Origin of the sequence: Mycobacteroides salmoniphilum (assembly GCF_004924335.1) — a bacterium.
GTDB classification, from domain to species: domain Bacteria; phylum Actinomycetota; class Actinomycetes; order Mycobacteriales; family Mycobacteriaceae; genus Mycobacterium; species Mycobacterium salmoniphilum.
The window spans coordinates 2,599,246-2,617,345 of sequence record NZ_CP024633.1 but is presented as its reverse complement, the minus strand read 5'-3'; the positions used below and the strand labels follow the sequence as shown (position 1 = coordinate 2,617,345).

Genomic DNA, 18,100 nt, shown 5'->3' with positions numbered 1-18,100 from the left:
AACCCGCTGATCTCGCAGTACCGCAGCGTTCGCGCCCAGGGAGCGCTGTTCGAGGTTGGACGGCGGGGTAGCCAGGCGGGTTACGACGAGTTCCTGGCGCCTGATGGCAGCGTCCGCCCGGCCTGGACCGATCTGGCCGACGCGATCACACAGCGTGGCCGTCCCGGTTTGGACCGCCTGCTCGATCGCGTCCGCACCCTCGTCGACAGCGACGGCATCACCTACATGGACCCCGGACGCGTCTCGGTATCTGTGCCGGCGCCCGATGCCCCCACCCATCCCGTGCCGTGGCGTCTGGACGGGCTCCCGCTGCTCCTGGACTCCGCCGACTGGGACACCCTGGAGGTTGGTCTGACGCAGCGGGCCACGCTGCTGGATGCCATCCTCAGCGACCTGTATGGGCCGCAGGAGTTGATCAGCTCCGGTGCCCTGCCGCCGCAGATGCTCTTCGCACATCCCGGGTATGTGCGCGCGGCCCACGGTATGGCCTTGCCCGGCAGGCATCAGCTGTTCCTGCTCGGCTGCGATGTCGGCCGCACCGGCGCGGGCGACTTTCGGGTGAATGCGGACTGGACGCAGGCGCCATCGGGCGCCGGGTACGCGATGGCGGACCGCCGCGTCGTCGCTCATGCCGCCCCGGATCTCTACGAGAAGATGGCGCCGAGGCCAACCTCATCGTTCGCGCAAACACTGCGCCTGGCGCTCATCGATGTCGCTCCGGAGTCGGTCGAGGATCCGTCGGTGGTCGTGCTCAGTCCCGGTATCCACTCGGAGACATCCTTCGATCAGGCCTACCTCGCGTCTGTACTGGGTTTTCCGCTGGTCGAGTCCGCGGATCTGGTGGTGCGCGACGGCAAGCTGTGGATGCGATCACTGGGCACCCTGCGCCGGGTGGACGTGGTGCTGCGCCGCGTCGACGCCGGCTACTCCGATCCGCTGGATCTGCGGGCCGACTCACGACTGGGCGTTGTCGGCTTGGTCGAAGTGCTTCGCCGGGGCGCAGTGACCGTCGTCAACTCGCTGGGCAGCGGGGTATTGGAAAATCCCGGCCTGGCTCGTTTCCTGCCAGAGCTGTCGCAGCGGCTGCTCGACGAGCCGCTCGCCTTGTCCGGAGGGCAAATCTGGTGGGGTGGGATCGATGCGGAGCGTTCGCACCTACTGGCGAACCTGGGCTCGCTGCTGGTCAAATCCACAGTGGGGGAAGAGGTTTACACCGGACCGTTGCAGTCGGCGCAGACGCTGGAGACATTGCGGAAACGCATCGAGGCGGCACCCTGGTGCTGGATCGGTCAGGAGCTTCCCGAGCTGTCGGTGGCCCCCACATATCTGCGCTCCGGCGCCCTCACCGCGTCGCCGATCGGTATGCGACTGTTCACGGTGGCGCAGCGCGGCGGGTACGCGCCGATGATCGGCGGTCTCGGATACGTCGGCGCTTCCGGATATTCGGGGTCGACACTCAACAGTATTGCTGCCAAAGATATTTGGGTTCAACAGCCGGATCGCGATCAGACCGAACGCGCCCTGACGGTGGCATCGCTGGATCTGCCCGCCGGACGATTGGCGGGCGCCGACGCGGTCAGCTCACCGCGCGTGTTGTCCGATCTGTTCTGGCTGGGGCGGTATGGAGAGCGTGCGGAGAATCTGGTCCGGTTGTTGTCCGTCACCCGGGAACGGTTCCACGAGTACCGGTATCGGCAGTTCATGGAGGCCAGTGAATGTGTCCCGGTGCTGTTGAAGGCGCTCGGTGACATCACCGGTACCGACACCGGCTCCGAGGATCTGGGAACCCAGTTGTGGTCATTGACGGTGGACAAAGAGCGGGTCGGGTCGCTGGCGCAATCGGTGGAGCGACTCGGTCTGGCCGCCCGCGCGGTTCGAGATCAGATGTCCAATGACACCTGGATGGTGCTCGGCGGCATGGATCGGGCGATCGCGACAGCAGGGGCCGAATATGACGATTGCGCACGGTCCGGCGCCAGTCCCACCCGTGCCGATGACACGGTGCTCGCTGCTACCCAAACTCAGGTATTGGCAGGGCTTCTCGCGCTGTCGGGTCTGGCGGCGGAGTCGACGGTGCACGATATCGGCTGGACGATCATGGATATCGGCAAGCGCATCGAGCGCGGTCTCGGCCTGACGGCCTTGCTGCGTTCCACGCTCACGACGGTCCGCGGCCGCGCGGCCGAGCAGTCCGTCACCGAGTCCACGTTGGTGGCGTGCGAGTCGTCGGTGATGTACCGCCGCCGTACCCGGGGCAAGATCAGCCTGGAGGCCGTTGCCGACCTGCTGCTGTTTGATGCCGTCAATCCGAGATCGCTTCTGTATCAAGTGGAGTCGTTACGCACCGACCTCAAGTCGTTGCCGAGCGCCTCGGGAACCTCACGTCCGGAGCGGTTGGTGGAGGACTTGGTGACACAGCTGCGGCGGATCGATCCTGCCGATCTGGACGCCGCGGGTGAAGACGCGCAGCGCGACACGCTCGCAGAAACCCTCGACAACGTTCATCAGGCGTTGCGCGAATTGTCCTCCGTGGTCACCAAGACGCACCTGTCCATGCCGACAGGTATGCAGCCGCTGTGGGGCCCCGACCCGGGGCGGAGATTGCCGTGAACGATGGTTTTGACGAAGGCGGCTCATCCGTGATCCGGTACCAGGTGACGCACCGCACCCTGTACAAATACTCCGACGACGTCACCAGTTCGTATGGACGCGGCTACCTCACACCGCGTGACACCGATTGGCAGCGTTGTGAATCCAACGAACTGATCGTCGAACCGGAGCCCTCGGACAGTTCCACCGGCAGGGACGTGTACGGGAACCTCAGCTCGTACTTCCACGTCACCACGCCGCACCGGGAGCTCAGCGTGACCGCCCGCTCGGTCGTCGATGTCAGCACCCCGCGGCCCCCCGCGGCGGGGTGGGAGCAGGCGTGGGAGCTGGCCCGCCCCGCATTCGGGGAATCGACCGGGGCCGGCGCATTCGCCGCCGAGTTCGTGCTGGACTTGGTACCCCCCGAGATCACCGACGATGTACGCGCCTATGCCGCGGTGAGTTTCACCGCCGGGCGCCCGCTCGGGGAGGCCGTCATAGACCTGATGGGCCGGATCTATCGTGACTTCCAGTACCGGTCGGGGTCCACCACGATCTCCACCAAGGTCAGCGAAGTGCTGGCCGCGGGGGAGGGCGTTTGTCAGGACTTCGCCCGCATGGCGGCCACGGCGCTGCGCACACAGGGGCTCGCGGCGCGCTATGTATCCGGTTACCTCGCAACGAATCCGCCACCCGGGCAGCCTCGCCTGGTCGGCGCGGATGCCACCCATGCGTGGGCGGCGGTGTGGGTACCGCCCGATGGATGGGTCGCGTTCGACCCGACGAACGACACGGTTGCCGACGAGCGGTATGTCACCGTCGCGTGGGGTCGCGATTACGCCGACGTACCGCCCTTGCGCGGCATCATCTATACCGATTCCGACAGCAGCACGATCAAGGTGTCGGTGGACGTCGCACCGTGCGAGGAGAGCCCCGCTCATGCGTGACTTCATCTGTCCGCAGTGTGGCCAGCATCTGGCGTTCGAAAACTCTGTGTGCCTGGCCTGCGGCAGTCATGTCGGGTTCTCGCTCCAGGACAAGGCCCTGTTGGTCATCGCCCAGGACGACGGGCCGGGGTTCGTTGACTCGGACAATCATCACTTGTGCGCGAACCTACATGTGGCCGAATGCAATTGGCTGGTAGATGGCACCGGTACGGATACGTTGTGCGCGTCCTGCGTGCTGACGCGCACCCGGCCCAGCGATTCTGACGGCACGGCTTTGCCGGCGTTCGCCGAGGCCGAGAAGGCGAAGCGCCGGCTCATCGCCGAGCTCGCGGAGCTGCGATTACCGGTGACGGGGCGAGATGTCGACACCGAGTTCGGACTGGCCTTCGATCTGCTGTCCAGTGAAGAGCAACAGGTGATGACGGGACATCACAACGGGGTGATCACGCTGGATCTCGCCGAGGGCGATGACGTGCACCGTGAGCAGCTTCGCATCTCGATGGATGAGCCGTATCGCACACTGCTCGGGCATTTCCGTCACGAGATCGGGCACTACTTCTATTACCGGCTCGTCGAAACCTCTGCGGACTATGCGGACAGGTTCCGCGTGTTGTTCGGCGATCCGAATGCCGACTACCAGGCGGCGCTTGATCGGCACTATCAGCAGGGTGTGCCCGAGGGTTGGGAGGCGAGTTTCGTTTCCTCCTACGCCACCATGCATCCCGCCGAGGACTGGGCGGAGACCTTCGCGCATTACCTGCATGTCCGCGACACGTTGGACACCGCCGCTGCCTTCGCGCTGGCGCCCGCGGGCGGCACCTTCGATCGCAGGGTGCTGGGCCCCAGCGGATTCGACGCCATCATCGAGATGTGGTTGCCCTTGGCGTGGTCGCTGAACATGGTCAACCGCTCCATGGGGCACGACGATCTGTATCCGTTCGTGTTGCCCGGTCCGGTGCTGGAGAAGATGCGCTTGATCCATGAGATCGTCACGGCCGTCGGGGATCCCGCGGCCGGGTGACTACCCGCCCGGGGTGGCGAACACGAACAGGGCCATGAAGGCCACATTGATGAAGAAGGTGGCCTCCACCAGGCTGACGGTTATGAAAAATGGTGTAAACAAACGGTTCTGAGATTCAGGCTGGCGGGCTACTCCGGCGATGAGCTGTGCTCCCGCCATGCCGTCACCGATTCCCGCGCCAATCGCGCCGCCCGCCAGCGTGATGGCTCCGGCCAGCAATGCGTTGCCCATGAGGAGCTCAGTGGCCATGATGTGCACCTTTCGTCGTCGTGGCATCCAACATTGCGGCGATGATGTCCACCGCCGCCCCGATACCGTCCTCGTCACGAATGAGTCGTGAGAGACGTTGGGTTTCTTGGCGATACCGTGACTCGGCGATCACCTCTGTGATCGATGCCGAGAGCTCGTCGGCCCGCAGCGACGTGCGCGGTAGCGGTGCGCAGGCGGCGCCGATGTGCCTCAATCGGTGGGCCCAGAAGGGTTGGTCCATGATGCCCGGGACGGGAACGCTGGGGATCCCGGCTCGCAGCGCGGCCGCTGCTGTTCCGGCGCCGCAGTGGTGTGCGACGGCGGCCATCCGCGGAAACAGCCAGGAGTGCGGAACATCGTCGACGGTGATGACGTCATCGCCCAGGCCGGCGAGCCCGGCCCACCCGCGTTGCACCACGGCCCGCACCCCGGCCATACGAATCGCGGCGGCGATGGCCTCCGACAGCTCTTGTCCTCTGGCGGTGGCGGTGCTGCCGAAACCGACGAAGACGGGAGCGTGACCGTTGTCGAGAAACTCGCTCAGTTCCTGTGGAGGTAGCCAGTTTTCGTCATGATCGGGCCACCAGTAGCCGGTCTGATGCCAGTGCGGTCGCCAATCGAGCGGGCGTGCGACAACGTGACGGCTGTAGCCGTGCACGATGGGCCAACGTCTGGCCCGGACGCTGTGATACCGGCGCAGTGATGCGGGCGCCAGTCCGAGGTGGTGGCGCAGATCGTCGATGAGTGGCGCGTAGATCCGTTCTCCGGACTGGGCAAGGCGCCACACCAACCGGTTACCCCACGTGCCAAACGAGCGGACGGTCAGTGGCGGCGGCGCAAAATCGGCAGTGGGGCAGGCCGGTTGAAGACAGAGGCCTGCGCTGGGTACGTCGAGCGCTTCGGCAACGTGATATCCGAGCAGGGTGCCCACGGGGCCCTCGGCCAGCAGAACATCGGCATCGTGTGCCGTTTCGGCCATGGCCTCGCCGACTCCCGCAAGTCCGGCCCGCATCTCGGCGAGAGCCGCCCCTGAGGGGCGCAGCCGGGTGCCGTCCACGAGTGCCTGACCATGCTCGGATTCTCGGGTTGCCGCCTCGGTATCGCCGGGTAACGGCCGGAATTCCAGACCGGATGCACGCACCAGGTGCGCGTAGGGCTCTTGCGCGGCAATGACCACGTGCGCAGACAGGTTGTCGCGCAGTCGTTTTCCCAGTCCGGTCAGCGGAGCCACGTCCCCACGGGTGCCATATGCGGAGATCACGATCGTTGTCATGGCGCTGCCCCGACTGCTTTGGTGAACATGTCGACGAGCTGTTCTCCGTATCCGATGGCGTCATAGTCCGGGTCGCGTCCCAGCTCCCACACGGCGCCATCGAGCGCCGCCCGCAAGGCGTTCTTCATGAATCGGGGTGACACCGATGAGAACTCACCGGTCGCGACTCCGTCGGTGAAAATCGCCTCAGGATCCATAGCGGCGAACTCGGCGGGGGGCGCTGTGCCTGCTGCTGCCTGGTCGAACCGCAGACCATCCTGGCTGCGGTAACCGGTGATGATCTCCAGTAGGGCGAGCGCGGCCACCCGATTACTCACGACGAACTCAATGTTGGCTCTGATATAGGCCGTGAGACGTGCGATCGCGGTGGTCTCTGCGTGCACTGCGGGCACGATGGCGGTGGCCGCGCGAGTGAAGACCTCGAGCATGACGGATTCGATGACCTCGGTCTTCGACGTGAAGTGATACAGCACCGCACTCTTGGCCACTCCGACGTGCTCGGCAATTTTCGCCAGCGATGTCTGTGGATACCCCGCGCCGGCGAGTACCTCGATGGCGCCCGCCACTATCTGTGCTCGTCGGGCCCGTTCTGTGAACGTCAACGTATCTGCAGACCGCATGGTCTCAAATTAGACCGATCGGTCAGAACGCGCAAGGGCAACGTCTGCGACCCCTACTGGCAAATGCATGGATGTGAATTTTGAGATGAGTGTGTGCCGCCCCACAGTCTTATAAAGACGGGGTAAGGTGAGGCGGTAATGACGACATTATTGGCAGACCCCGTCGCGCAGGTTATCGCCACAGCGGAGGAGTTGCTCTCCAGGCGCGCGGGGGCAACCGTGACGTTGGCTGAACCCGAAGATCTCGGTGGCAGCGGGCCTGCGATCGTTATTCGGGTGCGTGCGGTGCAGAACCCATTCGCGTTGCCGAAGTCCATGGTGATCAAGCAGGTCCCCGAGGGGGGATCCAATGCCGCCGTGCTGCGCGAGGTCGTGTCGTATCAGTTCGCAAACTCCCTGACCGCCAAGCATCGGCCCGGCCCGGAACTGGTTGCTTACTCGATCGCCGAACGGCTCATCGTGCTTACCGATCTGGGTTCGGCGCCCACGATGTCCGAGCTGCTCGCAGAGCGCAATCGTGCTGCGATAAACCACGCGTTGATGGCATGGGCGCAAGCCTTGGGGCGGATGCATGTCGCCACGGTGGGACGCGAAGGCGACTTTGCTGCGCTGCTCCGACGCCTCGATGTCAAGAAGGCTGATGTCGATCCATCGCAGCAGCGCCTCGGTGGAGCGGACACCATCGCCCCGCTGCGGCAGATCCTGAGGAGTGAGTACTCTCTCGAGGCGCCGCCGACGCTGATTCCGCGCCTACAGCAAACAGCTGGTCTCTTCGAGAAGGGCGGTGTTCGAGCCTTTAGCCCTTCCGAGGTTGCCCCCGACAACATCCTTGTCACCGAGCACGGTGTCCGCATCCTTGACTACGAGTGGGGCGGATTCCGCGACATCGTGCTGGACATCGCGCACGCCCTCACCGTCTACCCGGAGTTCCTCGGCGCCACCGAACGCGAGGAAGTCGCCGAGCTCGATGATGCGATGACCGAAGCGTGGCGCTCCGATGTGGTGTCGATCGCCCCGGCACTGGCCGATGACGAGACACTTGCGCGACGCATCCTGGATGCACGACTGATGTGGGTGTGGCTCGCCACCCACGAGTACTTCACCATCGACCTCGACCTGGACGATGACACGGTGGCCCTGGGCAACCCCGCGCCCAGCCATCCCGCGCTTCTCGGGCGCTGGATGGCGCTACACGCCGCCGCCGAGCGCGTGGGTGACATCGACGTGGCCGCCCATGCGGCGGACATCATCGCGGCACTGCGCGGCGAGACAGTCTCGGGCAGCTAGGGTCCGGCGCTGTATCTCAAAAGCTCCGCGCGCTGACGCCCCCTTCGGCCTTGCCGGGCACGTTGCGGGTTGCTACTTTCTGCGAATGGGTAGTCGGTGGCGGCTTGGCGTGCGACGTTTCAGAATGTCTGGTCGCCAGCCGAGGTCTGCCGAGATCAGAACGGCATTAGATGAGGTATTTGCTGCGGCACCCGATGTGGTGTCGTCCGTGCTATCCCTGGTCGAGATGTGGGGGCTACGGCGCGGGAGACCGATCACGGTTCAGGACGAGCTGCTGCCTGTAGGGGTCTTTGGGCAGTGGTTGTCGTTTCCGGACTGTGACGTGTTGAAGGTCCGGCCGGACGGGCTATCGCGAGAACGGACTATCGCTCATGAACTTGGCCACATGGTCCTCGGACACCGAGGTCAAGTGATCACTGACTACGCGACAGCGCGTGTGGAGGCGGCTTCGCCTGACCTGGTGGCTTTCATATTGCAGCGATCGTGTGGTGAGACCCATGGGTGGACTCGTGATGAGATCGCGGCTGAGCGGTTCGCAAGTTTACTTTTGCGCCGTCTGGAACGCGCGAGCGCGGACGCGGAGATGCTGTCGCGGTACCGAATTGACGATTCGCTCTGCTGAACTCGGCATGGTTTGGCGTAGCTATTCTATTGTCGGTTGGTTCGTATGCCGTGATCACTTAACGGCTTCAGGCGGGCGTCGATCGGCCGAGGTGGAATGCATTAGCTAGGACCCGGATCCACTCGGCATTCGTTAATGGTGGTGGTGCTTGAAGCCACGAGACACTCATCCCCAATGGGGATTGGCCCCCTATCCAATCGGCAGCCGCCTGAACATGTTTCATGCGATCCTGCGGTGGGGCAGCATTCTCCAAAGGGAGATTCCGGCACTGCGCCATCAGGCTCAGGCCATCCTGAATTTGGCCAATCCACTCCGGCACTAGATCTGTCAGCCTCGTACCGAATGGCTGTGGCGGAGCCAAACCGGGAAACAGTTCGATCAGTCCGTCACGCAGAGGCCGCAACTGACGTAGCGTGCGGCGCGCTTGGTGGCGGAGAGCCAGGGGCGGCCACGTCAAAGCCGAAATGGCGAGCACAGCGCCTGCCGTGATGGCGCTCGTCTGCACAGTCAGACCGCACCACGGTGGCGGTCGATACCTGTACCACTGGAACAGTTCAGCACAGACGCCGCGAGTTATGACCGCCATCGCCACCGCACCACCAGCAGCTCCGAGCAGTCTCAACCCTCGCCCAGCTGGCGTGCGATCCATACGCCGCACTGTGAGCAAAGCAAGGTGGGCTAATACTCCTGCGGCAAAGATATGGCCGATAAGGGTGGCTGCAAACAGGCCCAATGAGTCGCGGCGCGGCTCCGTCAGATAGGTGAAGAAATCGCCTCCACCCGGGGTTGATACCACTGAGTTGGTAAGCGCCGCAATGGTGGCCAACGTGACTGCCGCTCCCACAACAAGTCTCTGGATCTTCCTGCGGCGTGACACGTGATCGGCCATACCGCATGCCTCGACAACCAGTACCCATGCGCTGGCCGACGCTAGGACGCCAATTCCCCCGGCTGCGTGAAAGGCTTGTATTTGCGGCGGTAACCTGCGCCATATTGGCTCGATATCGCACAACGCCCACGGCCATATGGACACGGCAAAAATTGCACCCGCAGCCAAAGGTAGTGACGGTCGATCCGTCCACCATCGCCAGCCCCGGTACAGAACCGCAGGTGCAGCAAGGGCTAGGACAACAAGCTCTAACGCCTGGCAGTGATCCCAAAACCAACGCATGGTCAACTCGCGCTATCTCGTAGCAATACGGGCGATACCCACTGAAGACTAGCTTTGGCTGTATGGCGGTGAGTGACACACGCGATGCTGCTTGCTCACGCGTGTGCGGTTGGAATCCCTCAGGCCACAACGTCCGCACGCGGCCCCGATCACGGTCTAGTCACGCGGGCGCGTCGTAGCCGGATGTGGCGCGCCCGCATTCCTACGATCGCCGGGTGGCTGATCGCTATGGCACCGACATCCTGTCCAACAACCCGCATGCCCCGCGGCGTCCGCAATCCACCGAGGTCGCGGCGATCAAGGGCCTGGTAGTAGAGGACGCCCAGACGGGGTTCGTGGGCGCCGTCGTGCGGATCGAGTACGGCCGGATGGATCTGGAGGACCGGCACGGGCGCGTCCGCGGATTCCCGGTGGGTCCGGGATATCTCATCGACGGCAAGCCGGTGATCCTCAAGGAGCCGCTGCGGCACACACCCACCAAACCGTCCAGGAGTGCGTCGGGATCGGTTGCGGTACAGGGGCTTAAGGCGCGCACGGCGTTGGCCAGCCGAATCTACGTCGAGGGCCGTCACGATGCCGAGCTCGTCGAGCAGGTGTGGGGGCACGACCTGCGCGTCGAAGGTGTGGTCGTCGAGTACCTGGGCGGGATTGATGACCTGGCCGCCATCGTGAAGGAATTCCAGCCCGGTCCGGGGCGCCGGCTCGGGGTGCTGGTTGACCACCTGGTGAAGGGGTCGAAGGAATCACGCATCGCCGAAACGGTGCAAAAGGGCCCCTACGGCGAGCACACCCTCGTGGTGGGGCATCCGTTCGTCGATATCTGGCAGGCGGTCAAACCCGAGCGGATCGGCCTGCACGCCTGGCCTACCGTGCCACGGGATATCGAATGGAAGCACGGCATCTGTCAGGCGCTTGGTTGGCCTCATGGCAGTCAGACCGAGATTGCCGAGGCCTGGCGCCGGATCCGCGGCAAGGTGCGCACCTGGACGGACCTGGAGCCGGCCCTGATCGGCCGCGTTGAGGAACTGATCGATTTCGTCACGCAACCGGCGGGCTGAACCCGTCGGCCCGACGTGGTAAGCCTGAGACGTGTCAGACAGCCTGTTCGACGTGCCCGGGGGCGGATTCGACGCGGCCCCCGTGGACGCGAGGGTGGCGCCCAATGCGCCCCTCGCGGTCCGGATGCGTCCCGCGACACTCGATGAAGTGGTGGGGCAGGGGCACCTGCTCAAACAGGGCTCCCCGTTGCGTCGCCTGGTCGATGGCTCCGGAGCGGCCTCGGTCATCCTCTACGGACCGCCGGGTACAGGGAAAACAACGCTTGCATCCTTGATCTCGGGGGCCACCGGGCGCCGGTTCGAGGCGTTGTCGGCGCTGTCCGCCGGTGTGAAAGAGGTGCGGGCCGTCATCGACGATGCGCGCCGCGCCGCCGTCCACGGCCGCCAGACGGTGCTCTTCATCGACGAGGTGCACCGGTTCTCCAAGACTCAGCAGGATGCACTGCTTGCGGCGGTCGAGAACCGGGTGGTGCTGCTGGTGGCTGCCACCACCGAGAATCCCTCCTTTTCCGTCGTGGCTCCGCTGCTCTCACGCTCGTTGATCCTTCAGTTGCAACCGTTGGGCGACAACGATATTCGCGAGGTACTCGAGCGGGCGATCGCCGATGAGCGCGGCCTCGGTGGTGTGGTGACCGTGGACCCCGAGGCGTTGAGCCTGCTGGCGCAGCTGGCCGCGGGCGACGCACGGCGAGCACTGACCGCGCTGGAAGTCGCCGCCGAAACTGCTGAAGGAGCGGGTTCGGTCATATCCGTGGAAGTGGTCGAGCAGTCGGTGGATCGCGCCGCAGTGCGCTACGACCGCGACGGTGACCAGCATTACGACGTGGTGAGCGCCTTCATCAAGTCGATCCGGGGGTCCGATGTGGACGCCGCGCTGCACTATCTGGCGCGCATGCTGATCGCGGGGGAGGATCCACGCTTCATCGCCCGGCGGTTGATGATTCTGGCCAGTGAGGATGTCGGCATGGCGGATCCCACCGCGTTACCCGTAGCGGTGGCGGCGGCCCAGACGGTGCAACTGATCGGGATGCCGGAGGCGCAGCTGACCCTGACCCACGCCACCATCCACCTGGCGACCGCACCCAAGTCGGGAGCGGTTCCCGCGGCACTGGGAGCGGCGATGGGTGACATCCGCGCGGGGAAGGCCGGGCTGGTGCCGCCGCATCTGCGTGACGGTCATTACAGCGGCGCCGCAAAGCTGGGCAACGCCGTCGGATATGTGTACCCACACAACGACCGCGACGGTGTGGTGGCGCAGCAATATCCGCCCGATGAGCTGGTGGGCGCCGACTACTACCAGCCCACCGATCACGGCAACGAACGCGACATCGGATCGAGGCTGGACAAACTGCGCGCCATCATTCGGCGTGGACTGAAGAGATCCTGACATCTCGGCATACTGGACGACATGGCGTTACGTATGCGTGTGGCTGCGGGTGGACTACTGGCATCGCTCGCGGTGATGGCAGCGCCCGCCGTGGCGTGGGCAGATCCGGAACCCGAACCGGGACCCGAGCCAGTCCTCGAAGATCCAGGCCCGCCGCCTCCCGCGCAGGTTGACCCGTGGGTGGAGCAGTACGGCCGCGACGTCGGAGCGGGCGCCGCCGGTAATGCCGCAGAGGCCGGAGCCGGCATCCTGCTGAGCCCCTTCCTGGGACCGTTCACGGGCCTTGCGACCGCGCCCATCGGCGGTGCCGTCGACAGCTCGATCCGCGGCGCGCCTTAGCCGGCTACGGGCCGCGCTTGCTGCGATCGGAGTCGGCACCCGTTCATGTGTGTTGAGTGTCTCTTTCCGGTTAGCTCGGTGAATTGTGACGGAGCAGATACTCGGTGGCGGTACCTCCTGACCTTGGCGTATACCGGCGGTAGGTAGGCGCACCGGTAGGGTGGTCCGGTCAGATTCCCCCAGCTACACGCAAGGACGACATGCAGACACACGAGATCCGGAAGCGATTCCTGGACCACTTCGTGAAGGCCGGTCACACCGAGGTACCGAGTGCCTCGGTGATTCTCGAGGACCCCAACCTGCTGTTCGTCAATGCCGGCATGGTCCAGTTCGTGCCCTTCTTCCTGGGGCAGCGCACTCCGCCGTACAACACGGCCACCAGCGTCCAGAAGTGCATTCGCACGCCGGACATCGACGAGGTGGGCATCACCACCCGGCACAACACGTTCTTTCAGATGGCCGGCAACTTCTCCTTCGGCGACTACTTCAAGCGCGAGGCGATTGAGCTGGCCTGGACACTTTTGACCAATCCGGTCTCCGAGGGTGGGTACGGTTTCGAGCCGGAGAAGCTCTGGGCCACCGTCTATCTCGATGACGATGAGGCCATCGGGCTGTGGCAGGAAATCGCCGGGTTGCCGCTGGATCGGATTCAGCGCCGCGGTATGGCCGACAACTACTGGTCCATGGGTATTCCCGGCCCGTGCGGCCCGTGTTCAGAGATCTATTACGACCGTGGTCCTGACTACGGCATCGAGGGTGGCCCGGAGGCCAACGAGGACCGCTACATCGAGATCTGGAATCTCGTGTTCATGCAGAACGAGCGCGGCGAGGGCACCTCCAAGACGGACTTCGAGATCCTCGGGCCGCTGCCGCGCCAGAACATCGACACCGGTATGGGTGTCGAGCGCATCGCGTGTCTGCTGCAGGGTGTCGACAACGTCTATGAAACCGACCTGGTGCGACCTGTCATCGACTGCGTGGCAGCAGTTGCTCCGCGCGGGTACGGGCAAGGCAGCCACGAGGACGATGTGCGTTACCGCGTCGTCGGCGATCACGCTCGAACGGCGGCGATCATCATCGGTGACGGGGTCAGCCCCGGTAATGAAGGCCGCGGCTATGTGCTGCGCCGCCTGCTACGCCGGATCATCCGCTCCATCAAGTTGCTTGGCGTCGAAAACCCCATGATGGGCGAGCTGATGACTGTGGTGCGTGACGAGATGGGCCCGTCGTACCCCGAGTTGGTGACCGACTTCGAACGCATCAGCCGAATCGCCGTTGCCGAGGAGACCGCCTTCAACCGCACCCTGACTTCCGGTTCGAAGCTGTTCGAGGATGCCGCAGACAAGACGAAAACGGCCGGAAGAAGCACGCTTTCGGGTAGCGATGCGTTCACCTTGCACGACACCTATGGATTCCCCATCGAGCTCACCCTCGAAATGGCGGCCGAGGCGGGGCTTTCCGTGGACGAGAACGGCTTCCGGGATCTGATGAACGAGCAGCGGCAGCGCGCCAAGGCCGACGCCGCCGCCCGTAAGCACGCCCACGCCGACCTGTCGGCGTACCGCGAACTCGTCGACGGGGGCCCCACCGAATTCACCGGATTTGATGAATTAGATTCCCAGGCAACTATTTTGGGCATCTTCGTGGATGGCGCCCGGGTGCCGGTCGCCTCGGCGGGTTCCGAAGCTGAGATCGTGCTGGACCGCACGCCGCTGTACGCCGAATCGGGTGGCCAGATCGCCGACATCGGATCCATTCACGGAGACGGGACCAACGCGACATCGCAGGCTAAAGTCTCCGATGTCCAGAAAATCGCCAAAACTCTTTTCGTGCACAAGGTCACGGTGGAATCCGGCGAGTTCGTCGAGGGTGACCAGGTGGTGGCCTCGGTGGATCGGCAGTGGCGGCACGGCGCCACCCAGGGCCACTCGGGCACGCACATGGTGCACGCCGCACTGCGGCAAGTGCTGGGACCCAATGCTGTTCAGGCAGGTTCGCTGAACCGACCCGGATATCTGCGTTTCGACTTCAGCTGGCAGGGCGCGCTCTCGGAGGCCCAGCGACAAGAGGTGGAGGACGTCGCCAACAAGGCAGTCGAGGCCAACTACCCCGTCAACACCTTCGTCACCAACCTGGACCAGGCCAAGTCGATGGGCGCGATGGCGCTCTTCGGCGAGAACTACGGCGACCGGGTGCGTGTGGTCGATATCGGCGGACCGTTCTCACTGGAACTGTGCGGCGGGACGCACGTGGCGAGCTCCTCCCAAATCGGACCCGTGACGCTGCTGGGAGAGTCCTCGGTGGGCTCCGGGGTCCGCCGCGTGGAGGCGTACGTCGGGCTCGACGCGTTTCGGTACCTCTCGAAGGAGCGGGCCCTGATGGCGGCGCTGTCCTCGACGCTGAAGGTGCCCTCCGAGGAGGTTCCGGGCCGGGTTGCCACCCTGGTGGAGCGGCTCAAGGTGGCCGAAAAGGAGCTGGAGCAAACGCGTTTGGCCTCCGTGAAGGCCTCCATCGCAACATTGGTCGGCAACGCCGAACGTATCGGCACCGTTACCGTGGTAGCGCACCGGCTGCCCGATGGCACCGGTGCGGGCGACCTGCGCAGCCTGATCGGCGACATCCGGGGCCGGCTCGGCGGTGACCCCGCGGTGGTGGCCCTGATCGCGGCCGGAGACGGCTCGGTGCCCTTCGTGGTGTCGGTCAATCAGGCCGCTCAAGATGCGGGGCTGCGTGCCAACGACCTCGTGGGCGCCATCGGATCGGCAGTGGACGGCCGAGGCGGCGGTAAGTCCGACACGGCACAGGGATCGGGTAAGGACCCCTCCGGCATTGACGCGGCGCTGCAGGCGCTGCGTGAACAGATCCGCCGGGCCTGAATCGAGTGCCTGATAGCGAAGCTCTCACCCCGGATCGTCCCGGCCCCGACGACCCGGGCCGGGGACGTCGTCTCGGCGTGGATGTGGGTACCGTCAGAATCGGCATCGCCTCGAGCGACCCCGACGGAATTCTCGCCACTCCGGTGGAGACGGTTCCGCGGGATGTAAAGGAAGACAGCGATTTTCGCCGCATTGTGGAGTTGGTGGAGGAGATGAGCGTGGTCGAGGTCGTTGTCGGCCTGCCGCGCAACCTGCGTGAAGGAACGGGGGCATCTGCGCGCGACGCGGCGGGGTTCGCCCGTGAGCTGGGCGAGCGAATCACCCCGGTACCGGTGCGCCTAGTAGACGAGCGTTTCACTACTACTACCGCCCAGCGTTCTCTGCGTGAGGCAGGAGTACGGTCTCGTCAGCAGCGCGGCATCATCGACCAGGCGGCCGCGGTGGCCATTCTGCAGGATTGGCTTGAGCAGCGGCGCCGGTGCGGCAATGAAGGGGGCACGCGTTGAGCGACTGGCGCGACTGGGACGATCGCCAGGAGCCCGACGACGACTGGGGAAGCGGCCGCCGGGCCGTACCGGTCGCGGTGGGTCCTCGCCCCCGGGAGACCCGTCGCGAACGGGCACGGCGCAGGGCGGCAGCCCGGCGCCGGCGCAATGCCGGACTGGCGGGTCTTGCATTGGTCATCATCATCACGGTCGGGGCCGTGGTCGGCGGCGCCACCTTATGGGACAGCCTGTTCGGTGCGGACGCCCCCGTGACCGACTATTCGGGCTCTGGTGTCAAGGATTTCGTGTTCGAGGTGCACCCCGGTGACACCACTAAGGTCATCGGGCAGCGCCTGAAGGATGAGGGTGTGGTGGCCACACCGAGTGCGTTCACCGATGCCGCGCAAGGCAATCAGGCCATCGCGGCGATTCAGCCCGGCTTCTACAAGCTGCGCACCAAGATTCCTGGTAAGGACGCCGTCGCACGTCTGGCCGAGCAAGAGAACCGAGTCGGTCTGCTCGTCATACCCGAGGGGCGTCAACTCGACGATGTCTCCGCGGTGGCCAATGGTGCGGTCACCGAGGGCATCTTCACTCTCATCGCGCGTGCCTCCTGCGTAGATCTGGACGGGGACAAGCACTGTGTGGCCGCCTCGGACTTGCGCCAGGCCGCCACGACGGCGTCGCAGTCCGAGCTGGCGGTCCCGGAGTGGGCGTCCAACGGGGTCAACGCGGTGCGCGACGACCATCGCCGCATCGAGGGGTTGATTGCCGCGGGGCGGTGGGACTTCGACCCGATGGCTGAGCCGGAGCAGATTCTGGCCTCCCTGATCCGGGAAAGCACCGCGCAGTACCAGCAGCTGGGGCTCTTGCAGGCCGAGGCGGCCGGATTGTCGCCCTACGAGGTGTTGGTGGTGGCGTCACTGCTGCAGCGGGAGGCCAAGCCTCGCGATTTCGCGAAGGTGGCGCGGGTGGTCTACAACCGGCTGGCCAAGCATCAGAAGCTGGAATTCGACTCCACGGTGAACTATCCGTTGGATCGCCAAGAAGTCGCGACCACCGATGACGACCGCGAGCGCAAGACGCTCTGGAATACCTATGTGTCCCAGGGGCTCCCGGCCACCCCGATCTCTTCGCCGAGCCCCGAGGCGTTGCAGGCGGCCGAGCATCCGGAGCCGGGGGATTGGCTGTACTTCGTCACGATCGACGCCGAGGGCACCACGTTGTTCACCGCGGACTACAACGAGCACCTGGCGAATATCGAGCTGGCCAAGAAGAACGGCATCCTGGACAGTGCGCGATGAGCCTCTCGGGCGACGAGCATGAGCACGGCTGACGTTCGCCGTGCCGCGGTCCTCGGATCACCGATCGGGCATTCCCGCTCACCCGATCTGCATCTGGCGGCCTATCGCGCGCTGGGTCTGACCGATTGGACCTACGAACGCATCGAATGCACGGCCGAGCAGCTGCCCGATGTGGTGGGCGGAGCCGGGCCCGAATGGGTGGGTTTCTCGGTGACCATGCCCGGCAAGTTCGCCGCCCTGGAATCGGCCTCGAGCTGCACCGAGCGCGCGCGGCTGATCGGCGCTGCCAACACGCTGGTTCGCGCGGATGACGGTTGGCATGCCGACAACACGGATGTCGATGGAGTATCCGGGGCGTTGCGTGGCGCCGGGATTGATGTCTCGGGGCACACGGCGGTGATCGTCGGCGCCGGAGGCACCGCGCGGCCGGCGATCGTCGCGCTCGCGGCAATGGGTGTGCGGGCCCTGACGGTGGTGGCTCGAGATGCCGGCCGGGCGCAGGGTGCTCTCGAATTGGCAGAGCGGGTGGGTGTGCCCGCATCGGTGACCGGATTCGATGACGGGGCACTGTCGTCGGTGTGCGCGTCATCCGGAGTGTTGGTGAGCACCGTGCCCGCGGAAGCCGCAACGGTCTATGCGGAGTCTCTGGCAGCGGCGCCCGCGATTCTTGACGTTATCTACCACCCGTGGCCCACCGAGCTGGCTGCCGCGGCGCAACGCCGGGGAGCAGCGGTGGTCGGCGGCTTGGAGATGCTGCTCAACCAGGCGTTTACCCAGGTGGAGCTGTTTACCGGGCAGCCTGCGCCGCGGGCGGCGATGGCCGCCGCCCTGCGCTGAGCAGTCGGTACTCGGCCCTTTTCGGCCATGGGCCG

The 18,100-nt window shown here is 65.1% G+C and carries 14 protein-coding genes; 11 read left to right on the top strand and 3 right to left on the bottom strand.

Annotation, left to right across the window (positions count from 1 at the left end; translation table 11 throughout):
* Positions 1 to 6 precede the first annotated feature (6 nt).
* Genes DSM43276_RS12920 through DSM43276_RS12910 form a run of 3 tightly spaced genes read left to right on the top strand, consistent with a single transcriptional unit; the run spans position 7 to position 4,557 of the window.
* Positions 7 to 2,610, top strand: coding sequence for a circularly permuted type 2 ATP-grasp protein (locus tag DSM43276_RS12920; protein WP_078331090.1), 2,604 nt, complete (start codon positions 7 to 9; stop codon positions 2,608 to 2,610).
* Positions 2,607 to 3,536, top strand: a complete 930-nt coding sequence (locus DSM43276_RS12915) for a transglutaminase family protein (RefSeq protein WP_078331044.1) — start codon at positions 2,607 to 2,609, stop codon at positions 3,534 to 3,536. Before DSM43276_RS12920 ends, DSM43276_RS12915 begins: the two co-directional genes overlap by 4 nt.
* Positions 3,529 to 4,557: a zinc-binding metallopeptidase family protein gene (locus tag DSM43276_RS12910; protein WP_078331045.1), complete on the top strand. Its 1,029-nt coding sequence runs from the start codon at positions 3,529 to 3,531 to the stop codon at positions 4,555 to 4,557. Before DSM43276_RS12915 ends, DSM43276_RS12910 begins: the two co-directional genes overlap by 8 nt.
* On the opposite strand, the gene DSM43276_RS12905 is transcribed toward DSM43276_RS12910, so the two are convergent.
* From DSM43276_RS12905 to DSM43276_RS12895, 3 genes are read right to left on the bottom strand one after another with little or no spacing between them, the layout of a single operon-like run.
* Complete coding sequence (locus tag DSM43276_RS12905; RefSeq protein WP_070939513.1) at positions 4,558 to 4,806, bottom strand: F0F1 ATP synthase subunit C; 249 nt, start codon at positions 4,804 to 4,806, stop codon at positions 4,558 to 4,560.
* Positions 4,796 to 6,079, bottom strand: coding sequence for a glycosyltransferase (locus DSM43276_RS12900; RefSeq protein ID WP_078331046.1), 1,284 nt, complete (start codon positions 6,077 to 6,079; stop codon positions 4,796 to 4,798). The genes DSM43276_RS12905 and DSM43276_RS12900 overlap by 11 nt, the downstream gene beginning before the upstream one ends.
* Positions 6,076 to 6,699: a TetR/AcrR family transcriptional regulator gene (locus DSM43276_RS12895; protein WP_078331047.1), complete on the bottom strand. Its 624-nt coding sequence runs from the start codon at positions 6,697 to 6,699 to the stop codon at positions 6,076 to 6,078. Before DSM43276_RS12895 ends, DSM43276_RS12900 begins: the two co-directional genes overlap by 4 nt.
* Positions 6,700 to 6,837: 138 nt before the next feature.
* Here DSM43276_RS12895 and DSM43276_RS12890 point away from each other — a divergent pair, with 138 nt between their 5' ends.
* From DSM43276_RS12890 to DSM43276_RS12850, 8 genes are all read left to right on the top strand, one after another.
* A complete protein-coding gene (locus DSM43276_RS12890; protein WP_078331048.1) occupies positions 6,838 to 7,986 on the top strand; it encodes a kinase in 1,149 nt (382 codons plus the stop codon).
* Between the two features lie 2,008 nt (positions 7,987 to 9,994).
* Positions 9,995 to 10,837 (top strand): DUF3097 domain-containing protein, encoded by an 843-nt coding sequence (locus DSM43276_RS12880; RefSeq protein WP_078331049.1) that lies wholly within the window; start codon positions 9,995 to 9,997, stop codon positions 10,835 to 10,837.
* A 31-nt stretch (positions 10,838 to 10,868) separates the two neighbouring features.
* On the top strand, positions 10,869 to 12,224 hold the full coding sequence (locus DSM43276_RS12875; RefSeq protein WP_078327387.1) for a replication-associated recombination protein A: 1,356 nt from the start codon (positions 10,869 to 10,871) through the stop codon (positions 12,222 to 12,224).
* Positions 12,225 to 12,245: 21 nt separating this feature from the next.
* On the top strand, positions 12,246 to 12,563 hold the full coding sequence (locus tag DSM43276_RS12870; RefSeq protein ID WP_078331050.1) for a hypothetical protein: 318 nt from the start codon (positions 12,246 to 12,248) through the stop codon (positions 12,561 to 12,563).
* A 200-nt stretch (positions 12,564 to 12,763) separates the two neighbouring features.
* Positions 12,764 to 15,439 carry an alanine--tRNA ligase gene (gene alaS, locus DSM43276_RS12865; RefSeq protein ID WP_078331051.1) on the top strand — a complete coding sequence of 892 codons (2,676 nt, stop codon included), beginning with the start codon at positions 12,764 to 12,766 and terminating at the stop codon, positions 15,437 to 15,439.
* A gap of 5 nt (positions 15,440 to 15,444) precedes the next feature.
* Positions 15,445 to 15,945 carry a Holliday junction resolvase RuvX gene (ruvX, locus tag DSM43276_RS12860; RefSeq protein WP_078331052.1) on the top strand — a complete coding sequence of 167 codons (501 nt, stop codon included), beginning with the start codon at positions 15,445 to 15,447 and terminating at the stop codon, positions 15,943 to 15,945.
* Positions 15,942 to 17,228, top strand: a complete 1,287-nt coding sequence (mltG, locus tag DSM43276_RS12855; protein ID WP_078331053.1) for an endolytic transglycosylase MltG — start codon at positions 15,942 to 15,944, stop codon at positions 17,226 to 17,228. The genes ruvX and mltG overlap by 4 nt, the downstream gene beginning before the upstream one ends.
* Positions 17,229 to 17,246: 18 nt before the next feature.
* Positions 17,247 to 18,065, top strand: coding sequence for a shikimate dehydrogenase (locus DSM43276_RS12850; protein WP_078331054.1), 819 nt, complete (start codon positions 17,247 to 17,249; stop codon positions 18,063 to 18,065).
* Positions 18,066 to 18,100: the final 35 nt, after the last annotated feature.